24 protein-coding genes are annotated in these 22,821 nt (G+C 73.8%); 12 read left to right on the forward strand and 12 right to left on the reverse strand.

What is annotated here, in order from left to right; translation table 11 throughout:
• The first annotated feature begins 137 nt into the window (after positions 1-137).
• From ACN28G_RS19970 to ACN28G_RS19980, 3 genes are all read left to right on the forward strand, one after another.
• Positions 138-1,643 (forward strand): HtaA domain-containing protein, encoded by a 1,506-nt coding sequence (locus ACN28G_RS19970; protein ID WP_421480104.1) that lies wholly within the window; start codon positions 138-140, stop codon positions 1,641-1,643.
• A 90-nt stretch (positions 1,644-1,733) separates the two neighbouring features.
• The gene (locus tag ACN28G_RS19975) at positions 1,734-3,014 is read left to right on the forward strand and encodes a WxL protein peptidoglycan domain-containing protein (RefSeq protein WP_421480105.1); all 1,281 of its coding nucleotides are present in this window, start codon (positions 1,734-1,736) and stop codon (positions 3,012-3,014) included.
• The gene (locus ACN28G_RS19980; RefSeq protein WP_421480106.1) at positions 3,011-3,862 is read left to right on the forward strand and encodes a hypothetical protein; all 852 of its coding nucleotides are present in this window, start codon (positions 3,011-3,013) and stop codon (positions 3,860-3,862) included. Before ACN28G_RS19975 ends, ACN28G_RS19980 begins: the two co-directional genes overlap by 4 nt.
• 27 nt (positions 3,863-3,889) lie before the next feature.
• On the opposite strand, the gene ACN28G_RS19985 is transcribed toward ACN28G_RS19980, so the two are convergent.
• A complete protein-coding gene (locus ACN28G_RS19985) occupies positions 3,890-4,429 on the reverse strand; it encodes an RBBP9/YdeN family alpha/beta hydrolase (RefSeq protein WP_421480107.1) in 540 nt (179 codons plus the stop codon).
• Between the two features lie 648 nt (positions 4,430-5,077).
• Here ACN28G_RS19985 and ACN28G_RS19990 point away from each other — a divergent pair.
• From ACN28G_RS19990 to ACN28G_RS20010, 5 genes are all read left to right on the forward strand, one after another.
• Positions 5,078-5,971 carry a septum formation family protein gene (locus ACN28G_RS19990; protein ID WP_421480108.1) on the forward strand — a complete coding sequence of 298 codons (894 nt, stop codon included), beginning with the start codon at positions 5,078-5,080 and terminating at the stop codon, positions 5,969-5,971.
• Between the two features lie 138 nt (positions 5,972-6,109).
• Complete coding sequence (locus ACN28G_RS19995; RefSeq protein ID WP_091442743.1) at positions 6,110-7,330, forward strand: sensor histidine kinase; 1,221 nt, start codon at positions 6,110-6,112, stop codon at positions 7,328-7,330.
• Entirely contained in the window at positions 7,320-8,519 is a 1,200-nt protein-coding gene (locus tag ACN28G_RS20000; protein WP_421480109.1) for a hypothetical protein, read from the forward strand. The genes ACN28G_RS19995 and ACN28G_RS20000 overlap by 11 nt, the downstream gene beginning before the upstream one ends.
• Positions 8,489-9,205 (forward strand): response regulator transcription factor, encoded by a 717-nt coding sequence (locus ACN28G_RS20005; protein ID WP_091442750.1) that lies wholly within the window; start codon positions 8,489-8,491, stop codon positions 9,203-9,205. The genes ACN28G_RS20000 and ACN28G_RS20005 overlap by 31 nt, the downstream gene beginning before the upstream one ends.
• A 76-nt stretch (positions 9,206-9,281) precedes the next feature.
• Complete coding sequence (locus ACN28G_RS20010) at positions 9,282-10,025, forward strand: hypothetical protein (protein WP_421480110.1); 744 nt, start codon at positions 9,282-9,284, stop codon at positions 10,023-10,025.
• Between the two features lie 106 nt (positions 10,026-10,131).
• Here the strand turns inward: ACN28G_RS20010 and ACN28G_RS20015 are convergent, their stop codons facing one another.
• From ACN28G_RS20015 to ACN28G_RS20050, 8 genes are all read right to left on the reverse strand, one after another.
• Positions 10,132-10,881: a lysophospholipid acyltransferase family protein gene (locus tag ACN28G_RS20015; RefSeq protein WP_421480111.1), complete on the reverse strand. Its 750-nt coding sequence runs from the start codon at positions 10,879-10,881 to the stop codon at positions 10,132-10,134.
• A gap of 69 nt (positions 10,882-10,950) precedes the next feature.
• Entirely contained in the window at positions 10,951-13,011 is a 2,061-nt protein-coding gene (locus ACN28G_RS20020; protein ID WP_091442757.1) for a glycogen debranching N-terminal domain-containing protein, read from the reverse strand.
• Entirely contained in the window at positions 13,011-13,385 is a 375-nt protein-coding gene (locus tag ACN28G_RS20025; RefSeq protein ID WP_091447173.1) for an SCP2 sterol-binding domain-containing protein, read from the reverse strand. The genes ACN28G_RS20020 and ACN28G_RS20025 overlap by 1 nt, the downstream gene beginning before the upstream one ends.
• A 210-nt stretch (positions 13,386-13,595) precedes the next feature.
• Positions 13,596-14,012: a CBS domain-containing protein gene (locus ACN28G_RS20030; protein ID WP_421480112.1), complete on the reverse strand. Its 417-nt coding sequence runs from the start codon at positions 14,010-14,012 to the stop codon at positions 13,596-13,598.
• Between the two features lie 239 nt (positions 14,013-14,251).
• Entirely contained in the window at positions 14,252-15,277 is a 1,026-nt protein-coding gene (locus tag ACN28G_RS20035) for an aspartate-semialdehyde dehydrogenase (protein WP_421480113.1), read from the reverse strand.
• Positions 15,278-15,481: 204 nt separating this feature from the next.
• On the reverse strand, positions 15,482-16,822 hold the full coding sequence (locus ACN28G_RS20040; RefSeq protein ID WP_091442767.1) for a M16 family metallopeptidase: 1,341 nt from the start codon (positions 16,820-16,822) through the stop codon (positions 15,482-15,484).
• The gene (locus ACN28G_RS20045) at positions 16,819-18,111 is read right to left on the reverse strand and encodes a M16 family metallopeptidase (RefSeq protein WP_421480114.1); all 1,293 of its coding nucleotides are present in this window, start codon (positions 18,109-18,111) and stop codon (positions 16,819-16,821) included. Before ACN28G_RS20045 ends, ACN28G_RS20040 begins: the two co-directional genes overlap by 4 nt.
• Positions 18,112-18,344: 233 nt before the next feature.
• Positions 18,345-18,560 (reverse strand): hypothetical protein, encoded by a 216-nt coding sequence (locus ACN28G_RS20050; protein ID WP_091442776.1) that lies wholly within the window; start codon positions 18,558-18,560, stop codon positions 18,345-18,347.
• A gap of 329 nt (positions 18,561-18,889) precedes the next feature.
• Between ACN28G_RS20050 and ACN28G_RS20055 the strand changes: the two genes are divergently transcribed.
• From ACN28G_RS20055 to ACN28G_RS20065, 3 genes are all read left to right on the forward strand, one after another.
• Positions 18,890-19,975, forward strand: a complete 1,086-nt coding sequence (locus ACN28G_RS20055; RefSeq protein ID WP_421480115.1) for a 3-deoxy-7-phosphoheptulonate synthase — start codon at positions 18,890-18,892, stop codon at positions 19,973-19,975.
• 443 nt (positions 19,976-20,418) lie between these two features.
• The gene (locus tag ACN28G_RS20060) at positions 20,419-20,679 is read left to right on the forward strand and encodes a hypothetical protein (protein ID WP_373868391.1); all 261 of its coding nucleotides are present in this window, start codon (positions 20,419-20,421) and stop codon (positions 20,677-20,679) included.
• 37 nt (positions 20,680-20,716) lie between these two features.
• Positions 20,717-20,911, forward strand: a complete 195-nt coding sequence (locus ACN28G_RS20065; protein WP_091442784.1) for a hypothetical protein — start codon at positions 20,717-20,719, stop codon at positions 20,909-20,911.
• Between the two features lie 55 nt (positions 20,912-20,966).
• Here the strand turns inward: ACN28G_RS20065 and ACN28G_RS20070 are convergent, their stop codons facing one another.
• Genes ACN28G_RS20070 through ACN28G_RS20080 form a run of 3 tightly spaced genes read right to left on the reverse strand, consistent with a single transcriptional unit; the run spans position 20,967 to position 22,218 of the window.
• Positions 20,967-21,509 carry a DUF1360 domain-containing protein gene (locus tag ACN28G_RS20070; protein ID WP_091442787.1) on the reverse strand — a complete coding sequence of 181 codons (543 nt, stop codon included), beginning with the start codon at positions 21,507-21,509 and terminating at the stop codon, positions 20,967-20,969.
• 59 nt (positions 21,510-21,568) lie between these two features.
• Complete coding sequence (locus ACN28G_RS20075) at positions 21,569-21,907, reverse strand: hypothetical protein (protein WP_091442790.1); 339 nt, start codon at positions 21,905-21,907, stop codon at positions 21,569-21,571.
• Positions 21,907-22,218: a DUF6158 family protein gene (locus ACN28G_RS20080; RefSeq protein WP_421480116.1), complete on the reverse strand. Its 312-nt coding sequence runs from the start codon at positions 22,216-22,218 to the stop codon at positions 21,907-21,909. Before ACN28G_RS20080 ends, ACN28G_RS20075 begins: the two co-directional genes overlap by 1 nt.
• Positions 22,219-22,359: 141 nt before the next feature.
• On the opposite strand from ACN28G_RS20080, the gene ACN28G_RS20085 reads away from it, so the two are divergent.
• The gene (locus ACN28G_RS20085; protein ID WP_091447179.1) at positions 22,360-22,806 is read left to right on the forward strand and encodes a hypothetical protein; all 447 of its coding nucleotides are present in this window, start codon (positions 22,360-22,362) and stop codon (positions 22,804-22,806) included.
• The last annotated feature ends 15 nt before the right edge of the window (positions 22,807-22,821 follow it).

Here is a 22,821-nt window from a genome sequence, read left to right on the forward strand (position 1 = left end):
GCCTAACCTAAGTTAGAAGCTCGCTGCTCACAAGAGGTTCTTCGGATCAAGATCTTCAGCCCGTCGGCCCGATGCCGTGAAGTTAGGTTTGCCTTACCTTAGCCACTGTCCGTAGTACGCACCACGAAGGGATGAGCATGGTCCGATTCAGAGCCGGTACCGTCTGGCGCCGGTCGACTCGGTGGGCGGCGGTCGCCGTCCTCGGCGCGTCGGCCGCACTCGTGGCCGCCAGCCCCGCCTCGGCAGCCCCCGCCGACCTCACCACCGGCAGCTTGACCTGGGGTTTCAAGGCCTCGTTCCGGGCCTACGTGAAGACCGGCAACGGCAACCCGCCGATCGCGGTGAGCAACGGCGCCACCGTCGGCACCGACGGGACGTTCACCTTCCCGCTCCATGACGGCACCCACGACCCCGCCACCGGGGACACCACCGCACGGTACGGCGGCACGGTCGTCTTCTCGTACCCGGCGCACATGTTCACCATCACCCTGGCCAACCCGACGGTGGCGGTCTCCGGCGGGGCCGCCACCCTGAAGGCCGACGTCGACCTGGCCACCACGGCGGCCGAGCCGGTGTCCGTCCGGCAGGCCACCATCGCCACCCTCACCGGCAGCCCCACCGGCACCGGTACGGTCACCGGCAGCAACCTGGCCGCGACCCTGACCGCCGAGGGGGCCACCGCGTTCAACGGCTTCTACGCCGCCGGCGAGTCCCTGGATCCGGTGTCGTTCACGGCCAGCACCGGCGACGACGAGCCACCGGTCGCCGGCGCGGCGGTCGACGTCACCCCGGACAGCGGGCTGGACCCGGCCGGGGCGACCATCACCGTACGGGGCAGCGGCTTCGACCCGGACGCCAACAACGGGGCGGGCATCTACGTCTCCTTCGGACCGAAGGTCGACGAACACTGGACCAACTCCGGGGTCCTCCAGGTCACCAAGTGGGTGAACCGGACCAACGAGCCGACCGAGGCGCGGGACCGGCTGAACGCCGACGGCACGTTCCACACCACCCTGCCGATCAGCGCCGTCTACACCGACCGCAACGGCGACCGGGTCGACTGCACGGCCGTGCAGTGCTACGTGATCACCTTCGCCGCCCGGGGCTCGGCCGACCGCAGTCAGGACACCTTCACCCCGGTCACCTTCACCGGTACCGGCTCACCGGGTGGCGGTGGGGATGCCGACCAGCGGATCACCGCCACCGTCACCGGCGGCCCACTGACCCTCGGCGTGGCCGGTGACACCGTGGCCCTGCCGGCGGTCAGCAACGGCGCGGTGGCCAGCGGGGCGCTCAACGCCGCCACGGTCGCCGACCTGCGCGGCACCAACGCCGGGTGGAGCCTGGTCGGCCAGGTCTCCGACTTCGCCTCCGCCGGTGGCGGCAGCATCGCCGCGGACAACCTCGGCTGGGTACCGAGCGCGACCGCCGTCGACGACCCGTTGAGCGGTACCCCCGGGGTGGTCACCCCGGGCGCGGCTGCCGCGCCCGGTACCGGGCTCGGCTCGGCGCGCTCGCTCTGCGTCTCGGCCACCGGGGCGAGCAACGGCACCTTCACCTGTGGTGCCCAGCTCAACCTCGGGGTGCCGGCATCGGCCCCGGCGGGCGAGTACGCCGCCACCCTCACCCTGACCCTCTCCTGAACCGGTAGCGGGTCACCGGTGGGGCGGGCGCTCGCCACCCCGCCCCACCGGCCCGCTCGCTGTTCTGCCGTACCTCTCCGGGAGCCGGAAATGTCCCTCGTCACCGCCCTGTCCCGGGCCGGCGCCCCGATCGTGGCCGCGCTGCTCGCGACGGCTCCACCCCTGACCGCCGTTGCTCCGGCCGCCACCGCGCTGGCCGCGCCTGCCCCGGCGGCCCCGCCCGCCGCCGCCCTGACCACCGTTGCTCCGGAAGTCGCCGCCCTGGCCGCACCCTCACCCGGCCCCGGCGGCACCGGCACGCCGGCACCCACCGCCGCGGCGGGCGTGACCCGGTGGGCGGTCCAGCCGTCCAGCGCCAAGGGACCGACCGGCCGCAACTACTTCATCTACGACCTCGCGCCGGGCAGCACCGTCGACGACCACGTGGGCGTCAGCAACCTGAGCGACCGCCCGCTCACCTTCGAGGTGTACGGCACCGACGCGTACACCACCACCGACGGGGCATTCGCCCTGCTCCCGGCGGACCAGCCGGCCACCGGCGTCGGCTCCTGGGTCAGCTTCGACCGACGCCGGTGGACCATCGATCCCGGCGAACGGGCCGACATCCCGTTCACGTTGACCGTGCCGGCCAACGCCACCCCCGGCGACCACGCCGGCGGGGTGATCGGTGCCCTCGCCCAGACCCGGACCACCGCCGACGGCCAACGGGTCCTGGTCGACCAGCGCCTGGCCGCCCGGGTCTACCTGCGGGTCACCGGCGAGGTACGCCCCGCCGTCACCATCGAGCAGGTCACCGTCGCCTACGACAACCCGGTCAACCCGGTGGGCGGCGGCGAGCTGGTAATCAGCTACCGGCTGCGCAACAGCGGCAACGTGCGTACCGCCGGGACCGGGGCGGTCACCGTCGCCGGTCCCCTCGGCTGGGAACTGGCCCGGACCAGCCCGGTCGACCTGCCCGAACTGCTGCCCGATGCCGTCTTCACCGTCACCGAGCGGATCACCGGGGTACCGCCCGCGGTGCGCCTGCGCGCCGAGGTCGACCTCGCGCCCACCACCGTGGACACCGCGCTGCCGCCGGTACGCCGCTCCGCCGGCCTCTGGGCACCACCGTGGCTACCACTCGCCCTGCTCGCCACAGCCGCCGGCTGGTTCGGCGTACGCCACTGGCGGCACCGCCGCGCGACCGCCGCGACCGGCACCCCGGCCCGTACCGGGGACACCGCCGGCTCCCCGCCCGAGCCGGACGCTGTCCCCGGCACCCCGGCCCGTACCGGAGACACCGCCGGCTCCCCGCCCGAGCCGGACGCTGTCCCCGGCACTCCGGCCCGCACGGACGGTTCCGGGCCGACTGCTGCGACCGGGCCGGCGTGAGTCGGTCGTGGTTCGCCGCCACGGCCGTGTTGCTGGCCGGCGCGGCGCTCGTCCCGACACCCCCCGCCCCGTGGGGCGCGCTGACCCCGACGCCCAAGGCCGGGCCGGAGGTGGGGCTGCCTGCCGGGCCGGTCAGGGCCGGGGCGCAGGTGCTCGTCCGACTCACCGGTTGGCCGGCCGGCACGGTGCAGATCGAGGTCTGTGGCAACGCGGCCCGTCGGGGTGCCCTCGACTGCGCCACCGCCGACGCCACCCACGCCCCGGTGCCGCCCGACGGTACGGCGACGCTGCCGGTACGGCTCGCCGTACCGCCGGTGGCCTGCCCCTGTCTGCTGCGGGTACGGACCCCGACCGGCGGCACCGCTGTCGACGTCACGCTGCCGTTGACCGGCGTCACCGCGCCGGCCGTCGGGGCCGAGCCCGATCCCCCGGAGCTGGTCCTGACCGGACTGCACGCCGTGGACCGACGCGGGGTGGGCGGCTGGTTCGGCCTACCCGGGAAGGTGACCGTGCAGCTCACCCTACGAAATCCGGGTCCGGTCGACGTGCTGGATCCACCGCTGTCCCTGCTGGTCGGGCCGCCCGGCCGGGTCGAGGAGATCGTGGCCGCACCGCCGCTGGGCACGCTGGCCGCCGGGCAGAGCCGGAACTACTCGTTCACCGTGCCGGTGGACGTCACCGGCCTCGGCCGGTACGAACTGCACGGCCGGATCGAGCCGCCCGGTCGGCCACTCGCCTTCACCGTGCGGACCGACCGCCGGCCGTGGGGCCTGCTCGCGGTGCCCGGCCTGGCGTCGGCCCTGCTGGTCACGGCGATCCGACGCCGACGCGGCAAAGCACAGCGGTGAGCGCCGGCACCGATCACGGGCTCACCCTCACCGGTCGGTAAGGAGCCGGTCGACCAGCTGTTCGCCGGCCGGCCACGGACCGTACCCGCTGGCCGTGTCGAGGTGGCCGGCCTCGCCGGCGTCGTACAGCTCGGCACCCCACTGCCGGGCGTAGGCACCGGACTCCGCGAAGGTGGCGTGCGGGTCGTTGCGGCTGGCCACCAGGATGGACCGGAACGGCAACGGTACCCGGGGCACCTCGCCGACGATGACGTCGTCGTCCGGACCCGGCACCCAGCCCGGGTCGAGGTACGGCGGGGTGACCAGCAGGGTCGCCCGCACCGGACCGGTGTGCCGGCCGGCCCACAGCGCCACGGTGAGACAGCCGGCGCTGTGCGCCACCAGGATGGCCGGCTCGTCGTCGGCGGCCACCGCCGCCTGCAGCGCCGCGACCCGCTCGTCGGCCCGGTACGGCGGGCCGGGTGGCTCCGGCGCCCACCGGTAACGCGGGTCCGCCGCCGCCCACCGCCGCGACCAGTGTCCGGGCAGCGGAACACCCCGCCCGGGTACGAGCAGAAGCCGTGTCACTCGGAAAAGGATAATGGCCGGCTGGCCGGGCGGCTCAGCCTGTACGGTCCGGTCGACGTGCTGGACCCGCCACTGCCACTGCCACTGCCACTGCCACTCAAGGATCTGGCCGAAAGACCCGCCCTGTTCGCAAGCCTGCGGCGCAGACAGGGTGACGTGGCCCCTCCCACAGCCGAGGCGCGCAGATCCCACCCCACCGCTCCCCACCGGCCGCCCCCCTCTCTCCACACCCGGCCCAGGTGTAGATCTTGGACACTTACCGTCCAAATAGAACGGTAAGTGTCCAAGATTCACTTCGCGGGCCCGCCTCGGCGGCGACGGGGGCGCGCGAGTCGGTGGGGCTGGTCGGGAAGAGGAGTGGGTTGCGGCCATTTGCCGGCTTTTGGGCGGGCCGGCGAGGCGTCTGCGGCAGGCAGCGTGACTTGGCAGCAAACGGCCCCTCCGGGGCTCCCTCTTCATCAGGGCCAGCCCACCGACGAGCGTGTACGCCACCACCCGCCAGCGGGAGCGCCGAAACCGTACCTCCCCCGTACCCATGGTGGGTGTGGTTTCCGGCCGTACGAGCCGGCAAACCGGGCGGTCGGTGCCGGCGGGGGCCGGAGCGCGGTCAATGTCGTATGCTGCGCCCCGTCTTCACGGGGAGTCCAGATGCGACATTGGTTGTCGGCCGCCTTCTCGGCCGCGTTGGTGCTGGCCGCGCTGACCGGCTGCGGCGCCTCCGGCGACACCGACGGGGACCTGACCGACGACTGGCAGCCGGTCGCCGAGGCACGCCAGTTCACCCCGCGCGCCGGGGTGTGCCACGAGTCGGCCGAGCCGACCGGGCACCTGACGAACTACCAGCCGGTGGACTGCCGGACCACCCACCTGATGGAGACCGTCCACGTCGGCACCCTCACCGGCGCGGTGGCCCGACGGTCGGCCCCGCCCCGGGTGGGTTCGGCGGCGCTGCGTCCGGCGTTCGCCGAGTGTGACCAGCGGGCCCGGGAGTTCGTCGGCGGGGACTGGCGGGCGGCCCGGCTGTCGGTGCAGGTGGCGCCGGCCTCCCCGACGGGGTGGCAGGGTGGCAGCCGGTGGTACCGCTGCGACCTGTTCGTGCTCGACTCCGTCGGCGGGCTCAACGGCGACAACGACACGGCGGTGCCGCACACCGGCAGCCTGCGCGGGGCGCTCGGTGGCGGTTCCCCGGTGCGGCTCACCTGCTTCGAGGAGGACGAGCAGCAGCGGCTGCGGCACTCCCCCTGCGACGCGCCGCACCGCTTCGAGTACGCCGGCACCTGGACCGCGCCGGAGGGGTCGTCCCGTCCGGTGGCCCGGGACGAGGACGACGTGCACGCCCGGTGCCGTCCGGTGGTCGCCAGGTACGCCCGGGTGCCGGTCGACGGCGACCTGCGCTACCGCACCGGTACGGCGTACCGGTTGCCGTCGGAGTCGGCCTGGGCGCGCGGCGACCGGGGGGTACGGTGCTTCTTCTGGTCCGGCGGGCGCTCGGTGACCAGCTCGATCCGGGACGGCGGGGCGACGGCGCTGCCGGTCGGCTGAGCCCGGTCGGGACGCACGCGGCACGGCGCGGCGAACCGGACACCGAGGGTGACGAATCGCCACGCAACGTGCTATTCTCCGACGTCGATCGACCATGTGGACCCGGATCGGGTCGCTGCCACAGAAGGACGTCTCCCGATGTCGGCCGTGCCCGCGCCCACCGTTTCGCCGACCGCGCTGGAGAGCCCGGCCGGCGGCGCGTTCAGCCTGATCTTCACCACCCTGCCCGCGCTGCTCCGGCTGACCTGCGGGCTGGCCGGCGCGGCGGTGGCGTTGTCGGTGCGTACCCCGCCGGTGCGTACGCCGCTGCTCGTCGCCGCCGTCGTCGTGCTGACCGGCTGGTCCTTCTGGTACGCCGCGCGGGCGTTGCGCCGGGGCGTCGGGGGCTGGCTGGCCACCGGCGACGTCCTGCTCACCATCGCCGCCTGCCTGGCGATCCCGGTGCTGGTGGCCCCCGAGGTGCTGCCCGGTGAGGGCAGTTGGGTCGCGATCCTGTCCAGCACCACGGTCATCGTCGCCCAGGCCACCCGGCCGGCCCGCTGGTCGGTACCGGCCGGTCTGCTGGTCGCCGCCGCCTACGCCGCCGGGGCGTCCTGGGCCGGCCAGGGTGGTGAGGCCCGGATGCACGCGGTCACGCTGCTGGTGCAGACCGGCTGCGCGGCCACGGTGACCGCGGTGATGCGGGGCCGGATCGGGCGGGCGGACCGGGCCTTCACCGACTACCAGTGGCTGACCCGGGACGCGCTGATGGCCCGCACCGCCCGGGAGGTGGAGCGCCGCCAGAACCGCGACCTGCACGACACCGTGCTCGCCACCCTCACCATGGTCGGGCTGGGCGCGGTCCGGGAGGGCTCGTCGGCGCTGCGCGAGCGGTGCGCGGCCGACCTGGCTACGCTCACCGCCCTCGCCGACGCGCGGACCCCGTCCGACGAGGTCAGGTCGGCCGGGGACCGGCCCGCGGCCCGGACCGACGCGGAGTGGGTGGCGTTGGACGACCGGCTGCGCGCGGTCCTGGCCCGGCTGCCCGAGTTGTCGGTGACCGCCACGTTGGCGCCCTGCCGGGTGCCGTCGGCGGTCGCCGAGGCGCTCGCCGCCAGCAGCCAGGCCGCGCTGGCGAACGTGGCCCGGCACGCCCCGGGCGCGCGGGCGACGCTGCGGCTGACCCGGGTCGCCGGTGCCGTCGTGGTCGAGATCGGCGACGACGGTCCCGGGTTCGACCCGGCGACGGTCCCACCCCACCGGTACGGGCTACGCGAGTCGGTACGCGGCCGGACCACTGCCGTCGGCGGCTCCGTCGAGGTGACCAGCGCCCCTGGTGCGGGTACCCGGATTCGGCTGGAGTGGCCCGGTGACGGCTGAACCGCGCACCCTGGCCGCCCTCGGCGTGCGCCCCCGGGCGTCCGGGGCGGGGCCGTCCACCGCCGACCGGGCCCGGATCGACGCCGGGTTGCCGGTGGCGCAGGCCTCGGAGCGCGGTGGCCGGGTGGTGGCGGTGACCATCGCCGCGACCTGGCACGTGGCGATCGGGTTGCCCGCCGTGCTGGCCGCCTGGCCGAGACTGACGGTGCCGCTGGTGGTGGGGGCCGGCTGGCTGGTCGTGGCCGGGGTCGGCGGCTTCGCCGCGGCCCGGCTGCTGACCGGTGGCCGGCTGCCGGTACGACGGCTGGTGGCGGTGTTGTTCGCGGTCGACGTGGCGGTCTTCGCCGCCGCCGGGCCGGAGCAGTTGTTCACCCCGGCGAACTGGGTGTGGAGCACGCTCGGTTGGTTCCTGGTGCTGGTCTGCTGGGGGCGTCGGGTCACCCTGCTGGGCGCGCTGCTCTGCGGCCACGCGGTCGTCGCCCTCACCGCGCTGCTCGGGCACGGTGCCACCGCCCCGGCCGACCTGGCCCGCTACGCGATGTACTGCTACGGCCAGGTGTCGCTGCCGGTGGCCATCTTCGTCGGCAGTACGGCGATCTCCGCGTTGGCCCGCAGCCGGGCCGACGCCGCCGCCCTCGCCCTCGCCGCCACCGCGCAGCGGGACGCCGCGGAGCAGGCCCGGCAGTCCCGGCGGGACCGGCTCGGGCTGGTCAGTGGCACCGCCGAGCGGGTGCTCGGTGAGTTGGCCGAGGGCCGGGCCGATCCGGGTGACCCGGAGGTGCAACGCCGCTGCGCGCTGGCGGCGGCCCGGCTGCGGCGGCTGATCGCCGAGTCCGACGACGTGCCCGACCCGTTGCTGCACGAGTTACGGGCCGCCGCCGACCTGGCCGAACGGCGGGGGCTGGCGATCGACCTGGTCACCGTCGGGGTGCCGCCGCCGCTGCCGGTACGGATCCGTCGCCGGCTGGCCGAGCCGCTCACCACGGCCCTGGTCGACGCCCGGGGCTGGGCCCGGTTGACCGTGGTCAGCGGGCCGGACGAGGTGGCCGTCGGGCTGGTCACCCCGGACCATCTCACCCCGGACAGCACCGGCCCACCGGCCGAGGGTCCGGACGACGACCAGGTGGTACTCCTCGACGAGCGGGACGGGACGATCAGATGGACACAGACCCGGTGGCGCCGGCGATGACCGACCCGAGCCCGGTGGGGGTGGCGATCGTGGACGACCACCCGGTGGTGATCGACGGGGTCCGGGCCTGGCTGGCCAGCGAGCCGCGGCTGACCGTACTGGCCACCGGTGACGATCCGGACGAGGTGCTGCGGGCCGCCCCGACGGCCGACGTCATCCTGCTCGACCTGCGGCTGCACGGTCGGATGATGATCGACAAACTGGCCGAGCTGAGCGTGCGGGGGCGCCGGGTGGTGGTCTACTCCGAACACTCCGACCCGGAGACCATGCTCGCCGTCATCGACGCCGGGGCGGTCGCGTTCCTGGCCAAGCACGAGGGCCGGGAACACTGCGTGGCGACCGTGCTCGCCGCCGCCAGCGACCGCCCGTACGTGTCACCGACGCTGGCCGGCGCGCTGGTGGGTGACCCGCGACCGGACCGACCGGCCCTGTCCGACAAGGAACGTGAGGCGCTGCTGCTGTGGTTCCAGTCGATGTCGAAGGCGTCGGTGGCCCGGCGGATGCAGATCAGCGAGCACACCGTGAAGCAGTACGTCGACCGGGCCCGGATCAAGTACACCCGGGCGGGACGGCCGGCCGCCACCAAGTCCGCCTTGCTCGCCCGTGCGATCGAGGACGGCCTCGTCCGGCCGGAGGAGATCGGTAACTACCGGTCGTACGCGGCGTACGACCGGCCGACCCCCTAACGGGCGTCATGACACCGGGCCGCCGCTGCGCAAGGCTCCATCGCAGAGTCCCCTTTTCTGCGCGGAGGTCGACACCATGCGCGAGGACGCGTACCCGTTCTTCATCGGTCCGCATCGGTTCGACGTCTCCGACGACGACGGTCTGCTGCTGGACCGGCGGTACGAGCTGGTGCCGGAGCTGGGGGAGCGGTTCCTCGGCCGGTACCGGCTGTCGGTCGCCGGTGACCTGCTCGATCCCTGCGAGGGACGGCGGCAGTGGTCGCTACCGGTGGCCGCCACGGTGACCGTCACCGACCGGCGGGTGGTGCACGTCTGCACCGACTCGACGCTGACCCTGGTCGGCACCGGCACCGGGCACCAGCGTCGCGTGCAGCGGCCCCGGCTGGTGAGTGGACAGGTCCGCTGGCAGTGGCCGTCCCGCTTGGAGCTCCGCTCCGACGAGGAGACCCGCGACGGTGAGCTGCTGATCGTCTGTGACGCGCTCCGGACGATCCGGCAGCCCACGCTGACCCTGGCCGGGCCGGCTCCGCTGCTGACCGAACTGGCCCGGCAGATCCGCCGGGCGGTGGCCGGTTTCCGACTGACCCGCCCGGAGCTGGTCGAGCTCTCCCCACCGGAGCGGGACGCGCTGGCCCGCCAGAACGGCCCCGCTCCGGTGCTGGCCGGTTCCCGGGTCGCGCTGCCCGGTTCGTTGCCTGTCGAGTTCCTCTCCCGCGACGACTACTACCGCCGGGGTACCCGTCCCATGCCGGGGCGACTGCGCCAGTCCACCCGGCCGGCCCCGGCCGCGCAGCCCCGCTGCCCCGGCTCGGCCTGCTGACCGACGGGCCGGGCGACCCGGCGGGCACGACCGGGCGGACCCGGCGGGCACGACCGGGCGGACCCGAGGCGGCCGGCCGGGGAACAGGCGGTCGGGTCGAAGCGGGTCAGGCGGTGGTGTTGCGGTCGGGGCGGGCGTCCAGGGCGGCGGCCTCCTCCGGGGTGGGCGCGGTGCCGCCCAGGTGCGCCGGCTGCCACCAGCTCTCCTCGGGGCCGGACGGGGTCTCCGGGTACTCCCGCTGGGCCCGGTCGACAAGCGCGCTCAACCGGCTCCGCAGCTCCTCGGCCATGGCGTTGGCGTCCCGGTGTGCGGTCGGGTCCATCGGCTCGCCGACCAGGATGGTGATCGGGGTGTGCCGGCGGGTCAGGTTGCGGGGACGGCCCTTCGTCCAGAGCCGCTGGGTGCCCCAGAGCGCCACCGGCAGCACCGGCACCTTGGCCGACCGCGCCATCCGGACCGTACCGCTCTTGAGTTCCTTGACGGTGAAGGAACGGCTGATCGTGGCCTCGGGGAAGACCCCGACCACCTCGCCCCCGCGCAGCGCCTCGACCGCCGCCCGGAAGGAACTGGCACCGGCCTGCCGGTCCACCGGGATGTGCTTCATGCCGCGCATCAGCGGACCGGACACCTTGTGGTCGAACACCTCGCTCTTGGCCATGAACCGGACCAACCGCCCCGACTGCTGCGCGCCCAGGCCGCAGAAGATGAAGTCGAGGTAGCTGACGTGGTTGCTGGCCAGCACCGCGCCGCCGGTGCTCGGCACGTGTTCGCTGCCCTCCACGGTCAGCCGCAGGTCCAGGACGCGGAACATGGTCTTGGCGGCGGCAACGATGGGCGGGTACACGAGTTCCGGCATGCGGGGAGATTACCCTGGCCGGCCGGAGCCCGGCTCAGTCGGCGACCGCCGACCCGGTAGGTCGCGGGCTCAGTCGGCGAGGCGGTGCAGTTCCAACCGGCCCCGGGCGAAGGCGTCCACCCGGCCCCACCGGCCGGGGATGTCCAGCACCTCGATCCGCCCCATGCCGACCGGCAGGCGCGGCTCGACCGCCAGGTGACCCTCGTGCGGCTCGATGCCGAGCATGGTCCGCAGCAGCAACATCGGGGTACCCGTCGACCAGGCCTGCGGGCTGCACGCCGTCGGGTACTCCACCGGGAACTTGGTCAGCTCCCGGCGGTAGCCGCCGAAGGCCTCCGGCAGCCGGCCGTCGAAGTAGCTGGCGGCGGCGAGGATCCCGTCGGCGATGGTGGCCGCCTCCTCGGCGAAGCCGTAGTTGCGCAGCCCCCAGGCGATGAAGGAGTTGTCGAACGGCCAGATCGTGCCGTTGTGGTAGCCGATCGGGTTGTACCGGACCTCGCCCTCGGCCAGCGTCCGCACCCCCCAGCCGGAGAAGAGCCGGGGGCCGACCAGGTGCTCGGCGATCCGGGCGGCCCGGGACTCCTCGACGATGCCACTCCACAGCAGATGGCCGATGTTGGAGCTGAGCACGTCGGCCTGCCGGCCGGTCGGGTCGAGGGCGAGCGCGTAGTACTCCCCGTCGGCCACCCACCAGTCCCGGTTGAACCGCTCCTTCAACGCCGCGGCCTGCCGCTCCAACTCGTCGGCGTACGCCGGGTCGCCCCAGAACTCCCGGGCCAGCCGGGCCGCGCGTACCTTCGCGTCGTAGGCGTACCCCTGCACCTCGCAGGTGGCCCGGGGGAACGGCGGCAGGCTGCCGTCGCGGAACGAGATGGAGTCCCAGGAGTCCTTCCAGCACTGGTTCTCCAGGCCGGTGTCGGTGTTGCGCCGCTCGTACCAGATGTAGCCGTTGCCGACCAGGTCGGCGTAGTCGTCGATCCACTTCAGCGCGGCCCGGCACTCCCGTTCCAGCTCCATCACCAGGGCGGTGTCCCCGCTCCACCGCTCGTACTCGTCGAGCAGCACCACGAACAGCGGGGTGGCGTCCACCGATCCGTAGTACGGCGAGTGCGGCTGCTCCTCGAAGGCGGCGGTCTCGCCGTAGCGCATCTCGTGCAGGATCCGACCCGGGTCCTCCTCCCGGAAGTCGTCGAACCGGGTGCCCTGCACGGCGGCCAGGATCCGCAGCGTGGTCCGCGACATCTCGGGGGCGAACGGCAGCACCTGCAGGCAGGTAAGCAGGCTGTCCCGGCCGAACAGGGTCATGAACCAGGGCAACCCGGCCGCCGGTACCGTCTGGCCGGGCAGCGAGAGCGGTGAGAAGCGCAGCGCGGCCAGGTCGACCAGGCTGCGCTGGTACGTCCGCCCCAGGTGCTCGCACTCGCTGTTCACCTTCGGCGCGTTGGCGATCCACTGCTCCAGGTCGTGCTGGAGGGCGAGCCGCTCGTGGCCGTGCGCCTGCACCCCCATCCGCAGGTCACGCCCGCCCGGACCGACGGCGAAGGTCTGCACGTCGATCTCGGTGTGCCACTCCTCGTTCGGCTCCAGGTGGATGGTGTAGGTGAAACCCTGCCGGTCGAAGCGGGCCGGCCCGGACGACGAGATCACCGTCTCCCGCCGGAAGTTGCCCCGCCGGTAGCCCAGCCGCAGCAACTCCGGCTCGACCTCGGTGTAGTGCTCGCCCTTCTTGTTCAGGATCTCGTCCTTGACCTGGAACAGGTCGGCGAAGTCGGCGCCGGCGTCCATCCGGACGTGCAGGTCCACCGGCCGCTCGTCGTGGTTGAGGATGGCCAGGGTCTCCCGGAAGCTGCCGCCGACCACCCGCTCCCGGATGATCGACAGCTTGGCGTCGACGTAGTGCGTGGCCAGACCCGGCACCAGGAAGAAGCGGGCCTCGTAGTACTGCAGGTCGTCGTAGGAGAGCGCGTTGAGTCGTTCCCCGTTGATCGTCAGCACCCATCGGGACAGGAACCGGGTGTCGATGGAGAACAACCCGGTGGGCTCGGAGGGGGTGGCCTCGATGTCGCCGGTGTCCTCGGAGACCACGAAGGTGTTGCCGTCCAGGATCCGGATCGTGTTGCCCTGCGCCATCAGCCCGTCTCCCTGCCGTCGTGGAGCCGCCGTGGCCCGTGCGCCTGCGGCGGGCCGGGAAAGAGTCGTTCGATCTGCACCACCAGGCGGGCGTCACCGGTGACCGTCATGTCGCCGCGCAGCAGCGCCGCGAGGCCGTCCTCCCGCCCGGCGGCGAGGTCCTCGAAGAGCGCCGGGCTGGTCCACACCACGGTGTCCGCCGCCCGGTCGTCCCGGCTCACGTGGACCCGCCCGTGGTCGATCTGGAGCAGCCAGTGCGTGGTGTGGGCGTCCTCGTGCAGGTCGAAACGCAGGGTTCCGGAGGCCTTCGCCAGCAGCGGCTCGAAGCCCCGCCGGTCCAGCGTCTCGAAGAACCTCGTGGTCGAGTCCACCATCGGTTCCGCCACCTCCCCAGGTGTCTGCCCGTGGGGATCCCCGGCCGGCGGCCGGTCAACCTCACCCGGATCGGGTGAGGTTCCGACGGGTTGATCCGACGCAGCAGCCGGCGGACCGTGTCGGGACAGGCCCGCCTGCCGGCACCCCGCCACCCACGCCGACGCCCGGCCCCCGTCGGTGTGGACGGGGGCCGGGCGCGGGTGGACGGCTCAGTTGTTGGGCTCGTCGGCGCTGATGTCGGCCAGCACCGACTGCGGTTCACGCTCGACCGCCAGGTCACCCATGGACACCAGGCCGACCAGGCGGCCGTGGTCGACTACCGGCAGTCGGCGTACCGCGTAGGTGCGCATCAGGTCGGCGGCCGAGACCGCGTCGTCGTTCGGGCTGACCGTGATCACGTCCCGGCTGACGATCCGACTCAACGGGGTGCTGGAGCTGTCCAGCTCCTCGGCGACCCCTCTGACCGCGATGTCCCGGTCCGTGATGATGCCGACCACGTCGTCGCCGTTGGTCACCACCACGTCGCCGATGGCGCTGTCGCGCATCTCGCGGGCGGCCGCCACGAGCGTGTCGTTGCCGTCCATGGTCACCAACCGGGTCGTCATGAACTCTCCGACCGTCGTCATCGGGTTCCCCTCTCGGTTCGGCAACCCCCCGTCTACCCGAGCCCCGGTCGAGGTAACGCGCCCACTCCCGCGCCGCTGCCCGCTGCCGCTGCCGCTGCCGCTGCCGCTGCCCGCGAACGGACCCGGAGGTCGCGCAGCATCGGGGAAATAGTGGCCCCGATCGGGCTGAACACCACTACATCCACGATCGGGGCTACCGGGAGGGCCCGCAAGGGCCCCCGCACGGGAGGGGGTGGGGGTCAGCGGAGCTCGGCGGCGACCAGTTCGGCGAGCTGGACGGCGTTGAGGGCGGCGCCCTTGCGCAGGTTGTCGTTGGAGCAGAACAGGGCGAGCCCGTGCTCGACGGTCTCGTCGGCCCGGATCCGCCCCACGTAGGTCGGGTCCTGCCCGGCGGCCTGCAACGGGGTCGGCACCTCGGAGAGCGCCACCCCCGGCGCCCCGTCGAGCAGCTCGGCGGCGCGCTGCGGGCTCAGCGGCCGGGCGAACCGGGCGTTGATCTGCAGGGAGTGACCGGTGAAGACCGGCACCCGCACGCAGGTGCCGGAGACCTTCAGCTCCGGGATCTCCAGGATCCGGCGGCTCTCGTTGCGCAGCTTCTGCTCCTCGTCGGTCTCGGCCGAACCGTCGTCGACGATCGAACCGGCCAACGGCAGGACGTTGAACGCGATCGGGCGGGCGAACGAGCGGGGCGCGGGGAACTCCACCGACGCGCCGTCGAAGGCCAGCGCGGTGGCGTGCTCGGCGACCTTGCGGACCTGCTCGTCCAGCTCGGCCACGCCGGCCAGGCCGGCACCGGAGACCGCCTGGTACGTCGAGACGACCAGGCTGACCAGCCCGGCCTCGGCGTGCAACGGGCGCAGCACGGGCATCGCCGCCATGGTCGTGCAGTTCGGGTTGGCGATGATGCCCCTGGGGCGTACGGCGGCGGCGTGCGGGTTGACCTCCGCGACGACCAGCGGCACGTCCGGGTCCATCCGGAAGGCCGAGGAGTTGTCGATGACCACCGCGCCGGCCTCGGCGACCCGGGGGGCCAGCTCCTTCGCCGTACCCTTGCCGGCGCTGAAGAGCACGATGTCCAGCCCCCGGTAGTCGGCGGTGGCCGCGTCCTCGACGGTCACCTCGCCGTCCCGCCACGGCAGGCTCCGCCCCGCCGACCGGGCCGAGGCGAACAACCGCACCTGCTCCGCCGGGAACCCACACTCCGCCAACACCTGCCGCATGACGCCACCGACCTGGCCGGTGGCACCCACAATGCCGATCCTCATGCCCGCGAGGCTACCCAGCCCAGCCGCTGGACGGGGAACCCTTTCCCACCGCCCGGACCCGTCGCGACCTGCGAGCTACGTCACCAGGCGGGGTGACCGGCCCGCCGGCCGGCCACCCCGCGCGGGCGACAACCGCGCTCGGGCGTCCCCCGCGCGGGGGGACAGGTGAGTTCGGGCGTCCCCCCGCGCGGGCGACAACCGCGCTCAGGCGTCGGTGAGCGGTCCGAGGCCGGCGGCGTCCAACTCGTCCCGGATGACGGCGGCGTCACCCTCGACGACCAGGGTGAGCGCCTCCGGGCGCAGGTGCGCGGCGGCCGCCGCCGAGACCTGCTCGACGTCGGCGGCGAGCAGATCCGCCCGCAGCCGCGCGTGGTAGTCGTCCGGCAGGTCGTGCACCACCAGGGTGGTCAACGCCGACGCGATCGCCCGCGGGCTCTGCAGCTCGACCGAGAGCTGCCCGGCCCGCCAGGACCGCGCCACCGCCAGCTCGTCCTCGGTCACCCCTTCGGCCTGGGTACGGGTGATCTCGCCGACCGTCTCCACCAGGGCCGGCGCGGTGACCGCGGTCTGCACCCCGGAGCTGACGCCGAACCGGCCGAACCGCCGCGACGAGGCGAAGTCGCCCCGGATGCCGTACGTGTAGCCGCGCACCTCACGGATCAGGTGGTTCAGTCGGGAGGTGAACGCCCCGCCGAGCACCGTGCCGGCCAGGGTCATCGGCACGTGGTCGGGGTGCGCCCGGTGCGGTGACGGGTGGCCAAGGCGCAGCGTGGACTGCACCGAGCCGGGCCGGTCGACCAGGATCAGCCGACGGCCGGAGCGCGCGGGCACCTCGATCGGCCCACCGCGCTCGGCCGGGCCGCCGCCGGTGCCGGCGAACGCCGCGGCGGCCAGCGCGTCCAGGTCGACGCGGTCCAGGTCACCGGCGACGATCAGGGTGCCGGGCCGGAGGAACCACTCGGAGTGGAAGACGGTGACGTCGTCGACGTCCAGCCCGGCCACCGACTCGGGGTCGCCGTACATCGGGCGGCCCCAACGGTTGTCCGCGCCGTACAGGTCGGCCCGCAGCACCGCGTCGGCCCGGGGACCGGGGTTGGCCCAGTCCATCCGCAGGGAGGTCACCTCGTCGTCGCGGACCCGCCGTACGTCGGCCGGGTCCAGCCTGGGCGTCCGGACCGCCTCGGCGAGCAGCTCCACGGCGGCGCTCAGCCGGTCCACCGGCACCTGGACGCTCACCTGGAACGAGTCCCAGTCCAGCCCGGTCACCAGCTCGGTGCCGAGGCCCTCGACCGCCAGCGCGTACGCGGTCGCGTCCCGCTGCGCGGTGCCCTCCTCCAGCGCCTTGGCAAGCACCGCGCCGACGCCCTCCTTGCCGATCCGTTCCCGGCCGGCACCGGCGTCCAGCAGGAGCAGCGCGACGGCGAGGTTCTGACCGGGCAGGTGCGCGGCGACGACCTGGCCACCGGCGACGGTACGGCGCACGACCGGCGGGAACCGGTACGGCCGGGCGGCTCCCGGGCCGGGACGGGCGGCGATCAGCGTCATGAGGTCTCCTCGGGCAGGTAGATCAGGGTGGCCCGGTCACCGGCGCCGAGCACCTCGGTGGCCGCCTCGGCGATCTGCTCGGCGGTCACCGCGAGCCAGCCGGGCAGTCGCTCGGCAGCCGTGGCCGGGTCGCCGAACTGGGTGGCGTACCGGCCGAGGGTGTCGGCCCGGCCGTCCACGGTGGACATCTGCCGCCACCACATGGTGCTCAGCAACGCCTTGGCGCGATCCAGCTCGGCGGCGGTCACCGGCACCGTGGCCAACTCGTCGACCACCTCGGCCAGCCCGGCCTCCAGCTGGTCGGCGCTCACCCCGGGGCGGGCGGTGGCGGTGGCGATCAGCGGTGCCGGGGCGTGCGCCAGATCCACCCCGTACGCCCCGACCAGGTCGGGCTGGGCGATCCGCTCGCCGTCGGCCAGGCGCTGGTACAGCCGGCTGCCCCGGCCGCTGCCGAGGACCGCCGCCAGCACGGTCAGCACGTCGTAGCCGGCGCTGCCGAACGGGTACGTGCGGTGGGCGACGTACACCCGGGGGGCGGGCACGTCGGCGGTGACGGTCTCACGCGCCGGCACCCCGGTCGCCGCGACCACCCGGCCGTCCGGGGCGGGCGGGATGTCCGCCCGGGCGGGCAACGCGCCGAAGTACTTCTCGGCCAGGGCGAAGACCTCCGTCGCCGGGGCGTCGCCGACGACGGTCAGCACCGCGTTGTTCGGCGCGTAGTACCGCTTGTGGAACTCCTGGAAGGTGGCCAGGTCGGCGGCGTTCAGGTCGGCCATCGAGCCGATCGTCGAGTGGTGGTACGGATGCCCCGGCGGGTACAGCAGCGGCAGCAGCCGCAGCCAGGCGTCGCCGTAGGGCACGTTCTCGTAGCGCTGCCGCCGCTCGTTCTTCACCACGTCACGCTGGTTGTCCAGGGTCTCCTGGGTCAGCGCGGGCACCAGGCCGCCCATCCGGTCGGCCTCCAGCCAGAGCGCCAGCTCCAGATGCTCGGCCGGCACCGTCTCGAAGTAGTTGGTCCGGTCCGGGTTGGTGGTGGCGTTCAGCGAGCCGCCCGCGCCCTGGATCAGCTTCATGTGCTCGGTCTTCGCCACGTTCACCGAGCCCTCGAACATGAGGTGCTCGAAGAGGTGGGCGAAGCCGCTCTGCCCCTCCGGTTCGTGGCGGGAACCCACGTCGTACCAGAGGTTCACGGCGACGGCCGGCGCGGTGCGGTCCTCGCTCACCACCACGCGCAGGCCGTTGTCCAGTCGGGTCGTCTCGATCGGCCAGGGGTAACCGCTGTCGGGCATGGCCCGACGCTATCCGATCACCGCCGCCGCCGGGGTCCGCGCCGCCACCGGCGCGTTGCGCGCCGGTCCGTCCGGCGTCCCCGGCGCGTTGCGCGCCGGCCGTCCGGCGTCCCCGGCGCGTTGCGCGCCGGCCGTGTCCGGCGTCCCGGCGCGTCGCGGGCCAGCCCCGCCCGGCGGTCCGACCGCGACCAGCCGGGTCGGGGCCGGCCCCGACGACACCGGCGGCCGGGTGCTCAGTCGGGCGGCTCGACCGCCACCACGGTCTCGTCGGAGGTACGCCGTTCCAGCACGGTGTCGGGCGCGCCGTTCGGATCGAACTCGCGGCGGTCCGAGTCGGCGAGGACGGCGTCGGCCTGGGCCTGCGGGTCGTCGCTGCCGGCCGCGGCCTCCTCCGGCAGCAGGTGCGCGCGGGACCGCACCCGGTCCTGATCCTGGGTCTGTTCGCTCATGCCCGCTCTCCTACCCCGCCCCCGCGCCCGTCACGCCCACCGGTGAGCGCTGCGTGCGACGACGGCAACGTCGCCGACGGCGTCCCGTGGCACGCTGCCCAGCATGTGGTGGGCAGCTGGCGAATCCCGGGACGTCGGGTAGGGTGGTCGGCGTGACGCGGTCGTATCGATGGTTTAGGCAGCCGGCTTCGAAGCCGGTGACTTCACCCTGATCTGACGTCACCACTTTTCGAGCCGGCCGGGCGGGACGAGTTCCCGCCCTTTCGCGTACGAGCAGCCGGCTCGTCCCGGGCGCCGGCCCTGGGCACGGTCGGCGGAAGGAACCCACCGTGACGACCCCGGACACCGATCGGGTCATCGACCAGCGGATCGACCGTGTCGTGCCGCTGACCACCCCCGCGCTGCTGCATCACCATCTGCCCCTGGACGCCACCCTGGCCTCGGCGGTGCTGGCTGGCCGGCGCGCGGTCGGCGAGGTGCTGGACCGTACCGACGACCGGCTCCTGGTGGTGGTCGGCCCGTGCTCGGTGCACGATCCGGCTGCGGCGTTGGACTACGCCGGCAGGCTGCGCGGGCTGGCCGACCAGCTCGCCGACGACCTGCTCGTGGTGATGCGCGTCTACTTCGAGAAGCCGCGTTCGACGGTCGGCTGGAAGGGTCTGATCAACGATCCGGCGCTGGACGGTTCGGGGGACGTCAACACCGGACTGCGCACCGCCCGTGCCCTGCTGCTCGACGTGCTGCGCCTCGGCCTGCCGGTGGGCTGCGAGTTCCTCGACCCGATCACCCCGCAGTACATCGCCGACACGGTGGGGTGGGGCGCGATCGGGGCCCGGACCGTGGAGAGCCAGGTGCACCGGCAGCTCGCCTCCGGTCTGTCCATGCCGATCGGGATGAAGAACCGGCCGGACGGCAGCATCGGCACCGCGGTCGACGCGATCCGGGCGGCCGGCGTACCCCACGTCTTCCCGGGCATCGACGTCTCCGGCACTCCGGCGATCATGCACACCCGGGGCAACGCCGACGGACACCTGGTGCTGCGCGGCGGCGGTGGCCGGCCGAACTACGACGCCGAGTCGGTGGCCGGCGCGCTGGACCTGCTCCGGGCGGCCGGGCTGCCCGAGCGCGTGGTCATCGACGCCAGCCACGACAACAGCGGCAAGGACCACCGCCGGCAGCCCCTGGTGGCCGCGGACGTGGCCGCCCAGCTCGCCGCCGGTCAGCGCGGCATCACCGGCATCATGCTGGAGAGCTTCCTGCAGCCCGGCCGGCAGGATCTGGACCCGACCCGGGAGCTGGAGTACGGCCGCTCGGTGACCGACGCCTGCATCGGCTGGGACACCACCGCCGAGGTGCTCACCGAGTTGGCGACCGCCACCCGGGCCCGCCGGGCCACCCTGCCCACTCCGGCCTGAGGCCTCCGGGCGGCGGGCAGGGACAACGCCGCCGAAGAGACAGTGCCGCCGGCAGAGACAATGCCGCCCCCGGCTGGTGGGCCGGGGGCGGCACTGGTGTCGGTGTGCAGGTCGCCTCTCGGCGAGTGGCACGACGCGGCTCCAGCCGAACGGTATTCCGCGAAGGCAATTTGGGTGAGGCCCGGGGACACTTGACACACCGACACCTCAGTCAACCAGGCTTCCCCGGCCGGTGTTCCGGGTTGTGCTGTGGTCCACGTCACCCGATCCGCCCGCGACGTCGGCGGCCCGGGGCGACGTTTCGGCGGCCCCCCGCCGGGTAGCTGACCTGCGTGACGGACGAGGCACCCACCACCAGCAGCGGTGCGCCCGCGACCAACCGGGCAGCCGCGGTGGAACGTACCCCGACGGTCGAGCGGGCGCCCGCGGTCGACGGCCTGCCCATGGTCGACGTGCCGGTGACCGACGAGGCCCTGCTGGCCGACGACGTGCCGACCACGGTCGGGCCGGCGGACCGCCAGCGGTTGGACGACCTGCTCGACGACATCTACCGGGGGCAGGAACGGATCAGCCAGTCGGAGATCCACCGGCGGGCGGTGACCGCCGAGTTGCCGGCGGAGCTGCTGACCCGGATCTCCGCGATCCCCCAGGGTGAGTACGCGATGGACGAGGTCGCCGACCTGCTCGGCGGGTCGGCGGGCTGACCACCGGGCCGACCGGGGTCGACCGAGAGGACACCCGATGACCGAACCCGACCGCCGGCAGCAGCATCTGCCGCCCCTCGGACAGCCGCCGGAGGACAGCGAACCGCAGCAGGACCCCGACTTCGCCAACGAGCACGACCGGACCGCCGTCGACCGCGACGTGATCACCGGGCAGGACGCCGGCGAGCGGGAACCGGAGTCGCCCCGCGGCTGGTCGGGCATGCAACGCTGAGGTCAGACGTGCGACGGGGGCAGCCACACCGGCTGCCCCCGTCGTCGTGCCAGGGTCAGTCCTCGTCGCGCTGGCCGCCCTCGGCTGCCTGCTGGGCGATGGCGTACCCCATCTGCAGGAAGTCGGAGGCGGCGACCGCGGTCAGCGCGGTGGCGACCAGGCGGGTCAGTCGGGGCGCGAGCACCAGACCGCCGGTGAGCCCGGTGGCCACCCAGACGGCCAGGCAGAACGGGCAACTGAGCAGCTCACCGATGGCGTGCCGGGTGGGGCTGCCGGAGTCGCGTACCTGCTCCATCACCTCACCGCTGCCGATCGGCCGCTCGTAGCTGGTGAAGGGGGCCCGCAGTGGGCTGGTCACCGCGTCCTTGGAGAGCAGCCGGCTCAGCTTGTGGGTGGCGATGGAGAGCAGCACCACGTCGGCGGTCGACGGGCGCTGCGGTACCGGCCGGCCGGTCACCCGGACCAGTCCGGCGAGCACCCCGGTCACCCCGGCGTAGGTGCCCATCGCCGCGAGGTAACCACCGAGGGGCCGGTGCTCGTGTGGTGCGTACGCCTGGCGCAGCTGCGCCACCTTCTGCTTGAGGCCGTGGTCGGTCACCGGCTGGCTCTCCTCGTTCTCGGTCGTACCGGGTCAGGCTTCTGATGGTCGGCGGTGGCTCAGCCGGCGGTCAGGTTGTCGGCCACCGTCCGGGCCAGGTTCTCCAGGGTGCGATCGGCCAGTCCGTCCGAGACCTGGTCGCCCGGGTCGCCCGCCAGATCCAGCCGGACCCGGGCGCCACCGGCGGCTGCCGGCTCGACCTGGATCTCGGCCGACCAGCCGGGGGCGGAGGCGCTGCCCCAGCGGGCGCTCAACCGGTCGGCGTCGACCTCCGGACGCTGGTCACCGTCGGTCCGCAGTTGCTCGGGCAACCACCCGGCGACCCGGTCCGGGTCGGTGGCGGTGCTGAAGACCACCTCGGGTGGGGCGGACATCCCCCGTTCGGCGTGCTCGGTCATCACAGCTCCCGCAGGCGGCTCGGATCCACTTCCCGGCCGGGGTGCCGGGCCAGGTACTCCGTCTCCAGCTCGGCCGTGCGGCGCAGGTGGTTGGCGAGCGCGGAGTCGGCGGCGTGCCGCAGCGTGTCCAGCCGGGCGCGGTGCAGGCTGTGGATCTCGCGGAGCAGATCCTCGTCGGGCAGCTCGGTGGGATCCACGCCTACCGTCTCGTCGCCGACGTGGTCGCCGTCCCACTCCGGCACCCGCTGCTCGGGGCTCACCTCCCCTGCGGAGCCCGCCGGAATGTCGTCCTGCCGTACCGCCTCGCTCATGGTCGCCCCCCTTGGTCTCGTTTGGGCTGGCGTCTAGACGGATGCCCACCCGCGCGGTCACCAAACCCGGTGGAGCGCGTCCGGCGCGGCGACTACGACGCCGCGTCGGAGACGACCGGCGCTCCCGGTACCCTCGATGCCATGAAACGGCTCTGGACACCGGCGTGGATCTTTCGCCACGTGGCCATGGTCGTGCTGGTCGCGGCCTTCCTCGCGCTGGGCTGGTGGCAGATCAGCCGGGCCGCCGCCGGCAACACCTTGAGCTGGGCCTACGCCTTCGAGTGGCCGATCTTCGCCGGCTTCGTGGTCTTCGTCTGGTGGCGCGAGGCCCGGCTCACGCTGCGCGGCCCGCCGCAGACCGACGCCGACGCCGGGCAGACCGCCGGGACCGCACCGGTCGCCCCGACCACCGGCGACTCACCCTCGGTGACCGGCGACCAACGACCGGCGGTACGCCGACCGGTACGGGCCGCGCGGGTGCCGGTGCCGGCCGACGGGGGCGAGGACGCCGAGCTGGCCGCCTACAACCACTACCTGTCATGGTTGAACGCCAATCCGGGCGCCCGGCCCGGTGACTACCCCGGCTGAGGCCGGTTCGGAAGG

This window comes from Micromonospora sp. WMMA1923, assembly GCF_049179195.1.
Classification (GTDB): domain Bacteria; phylum Actinomycetota; class Actinomycetes; order Mycobacteriales; family Micromonosporaceae; genus Micromonospora; species Micromonospora yangpuensis.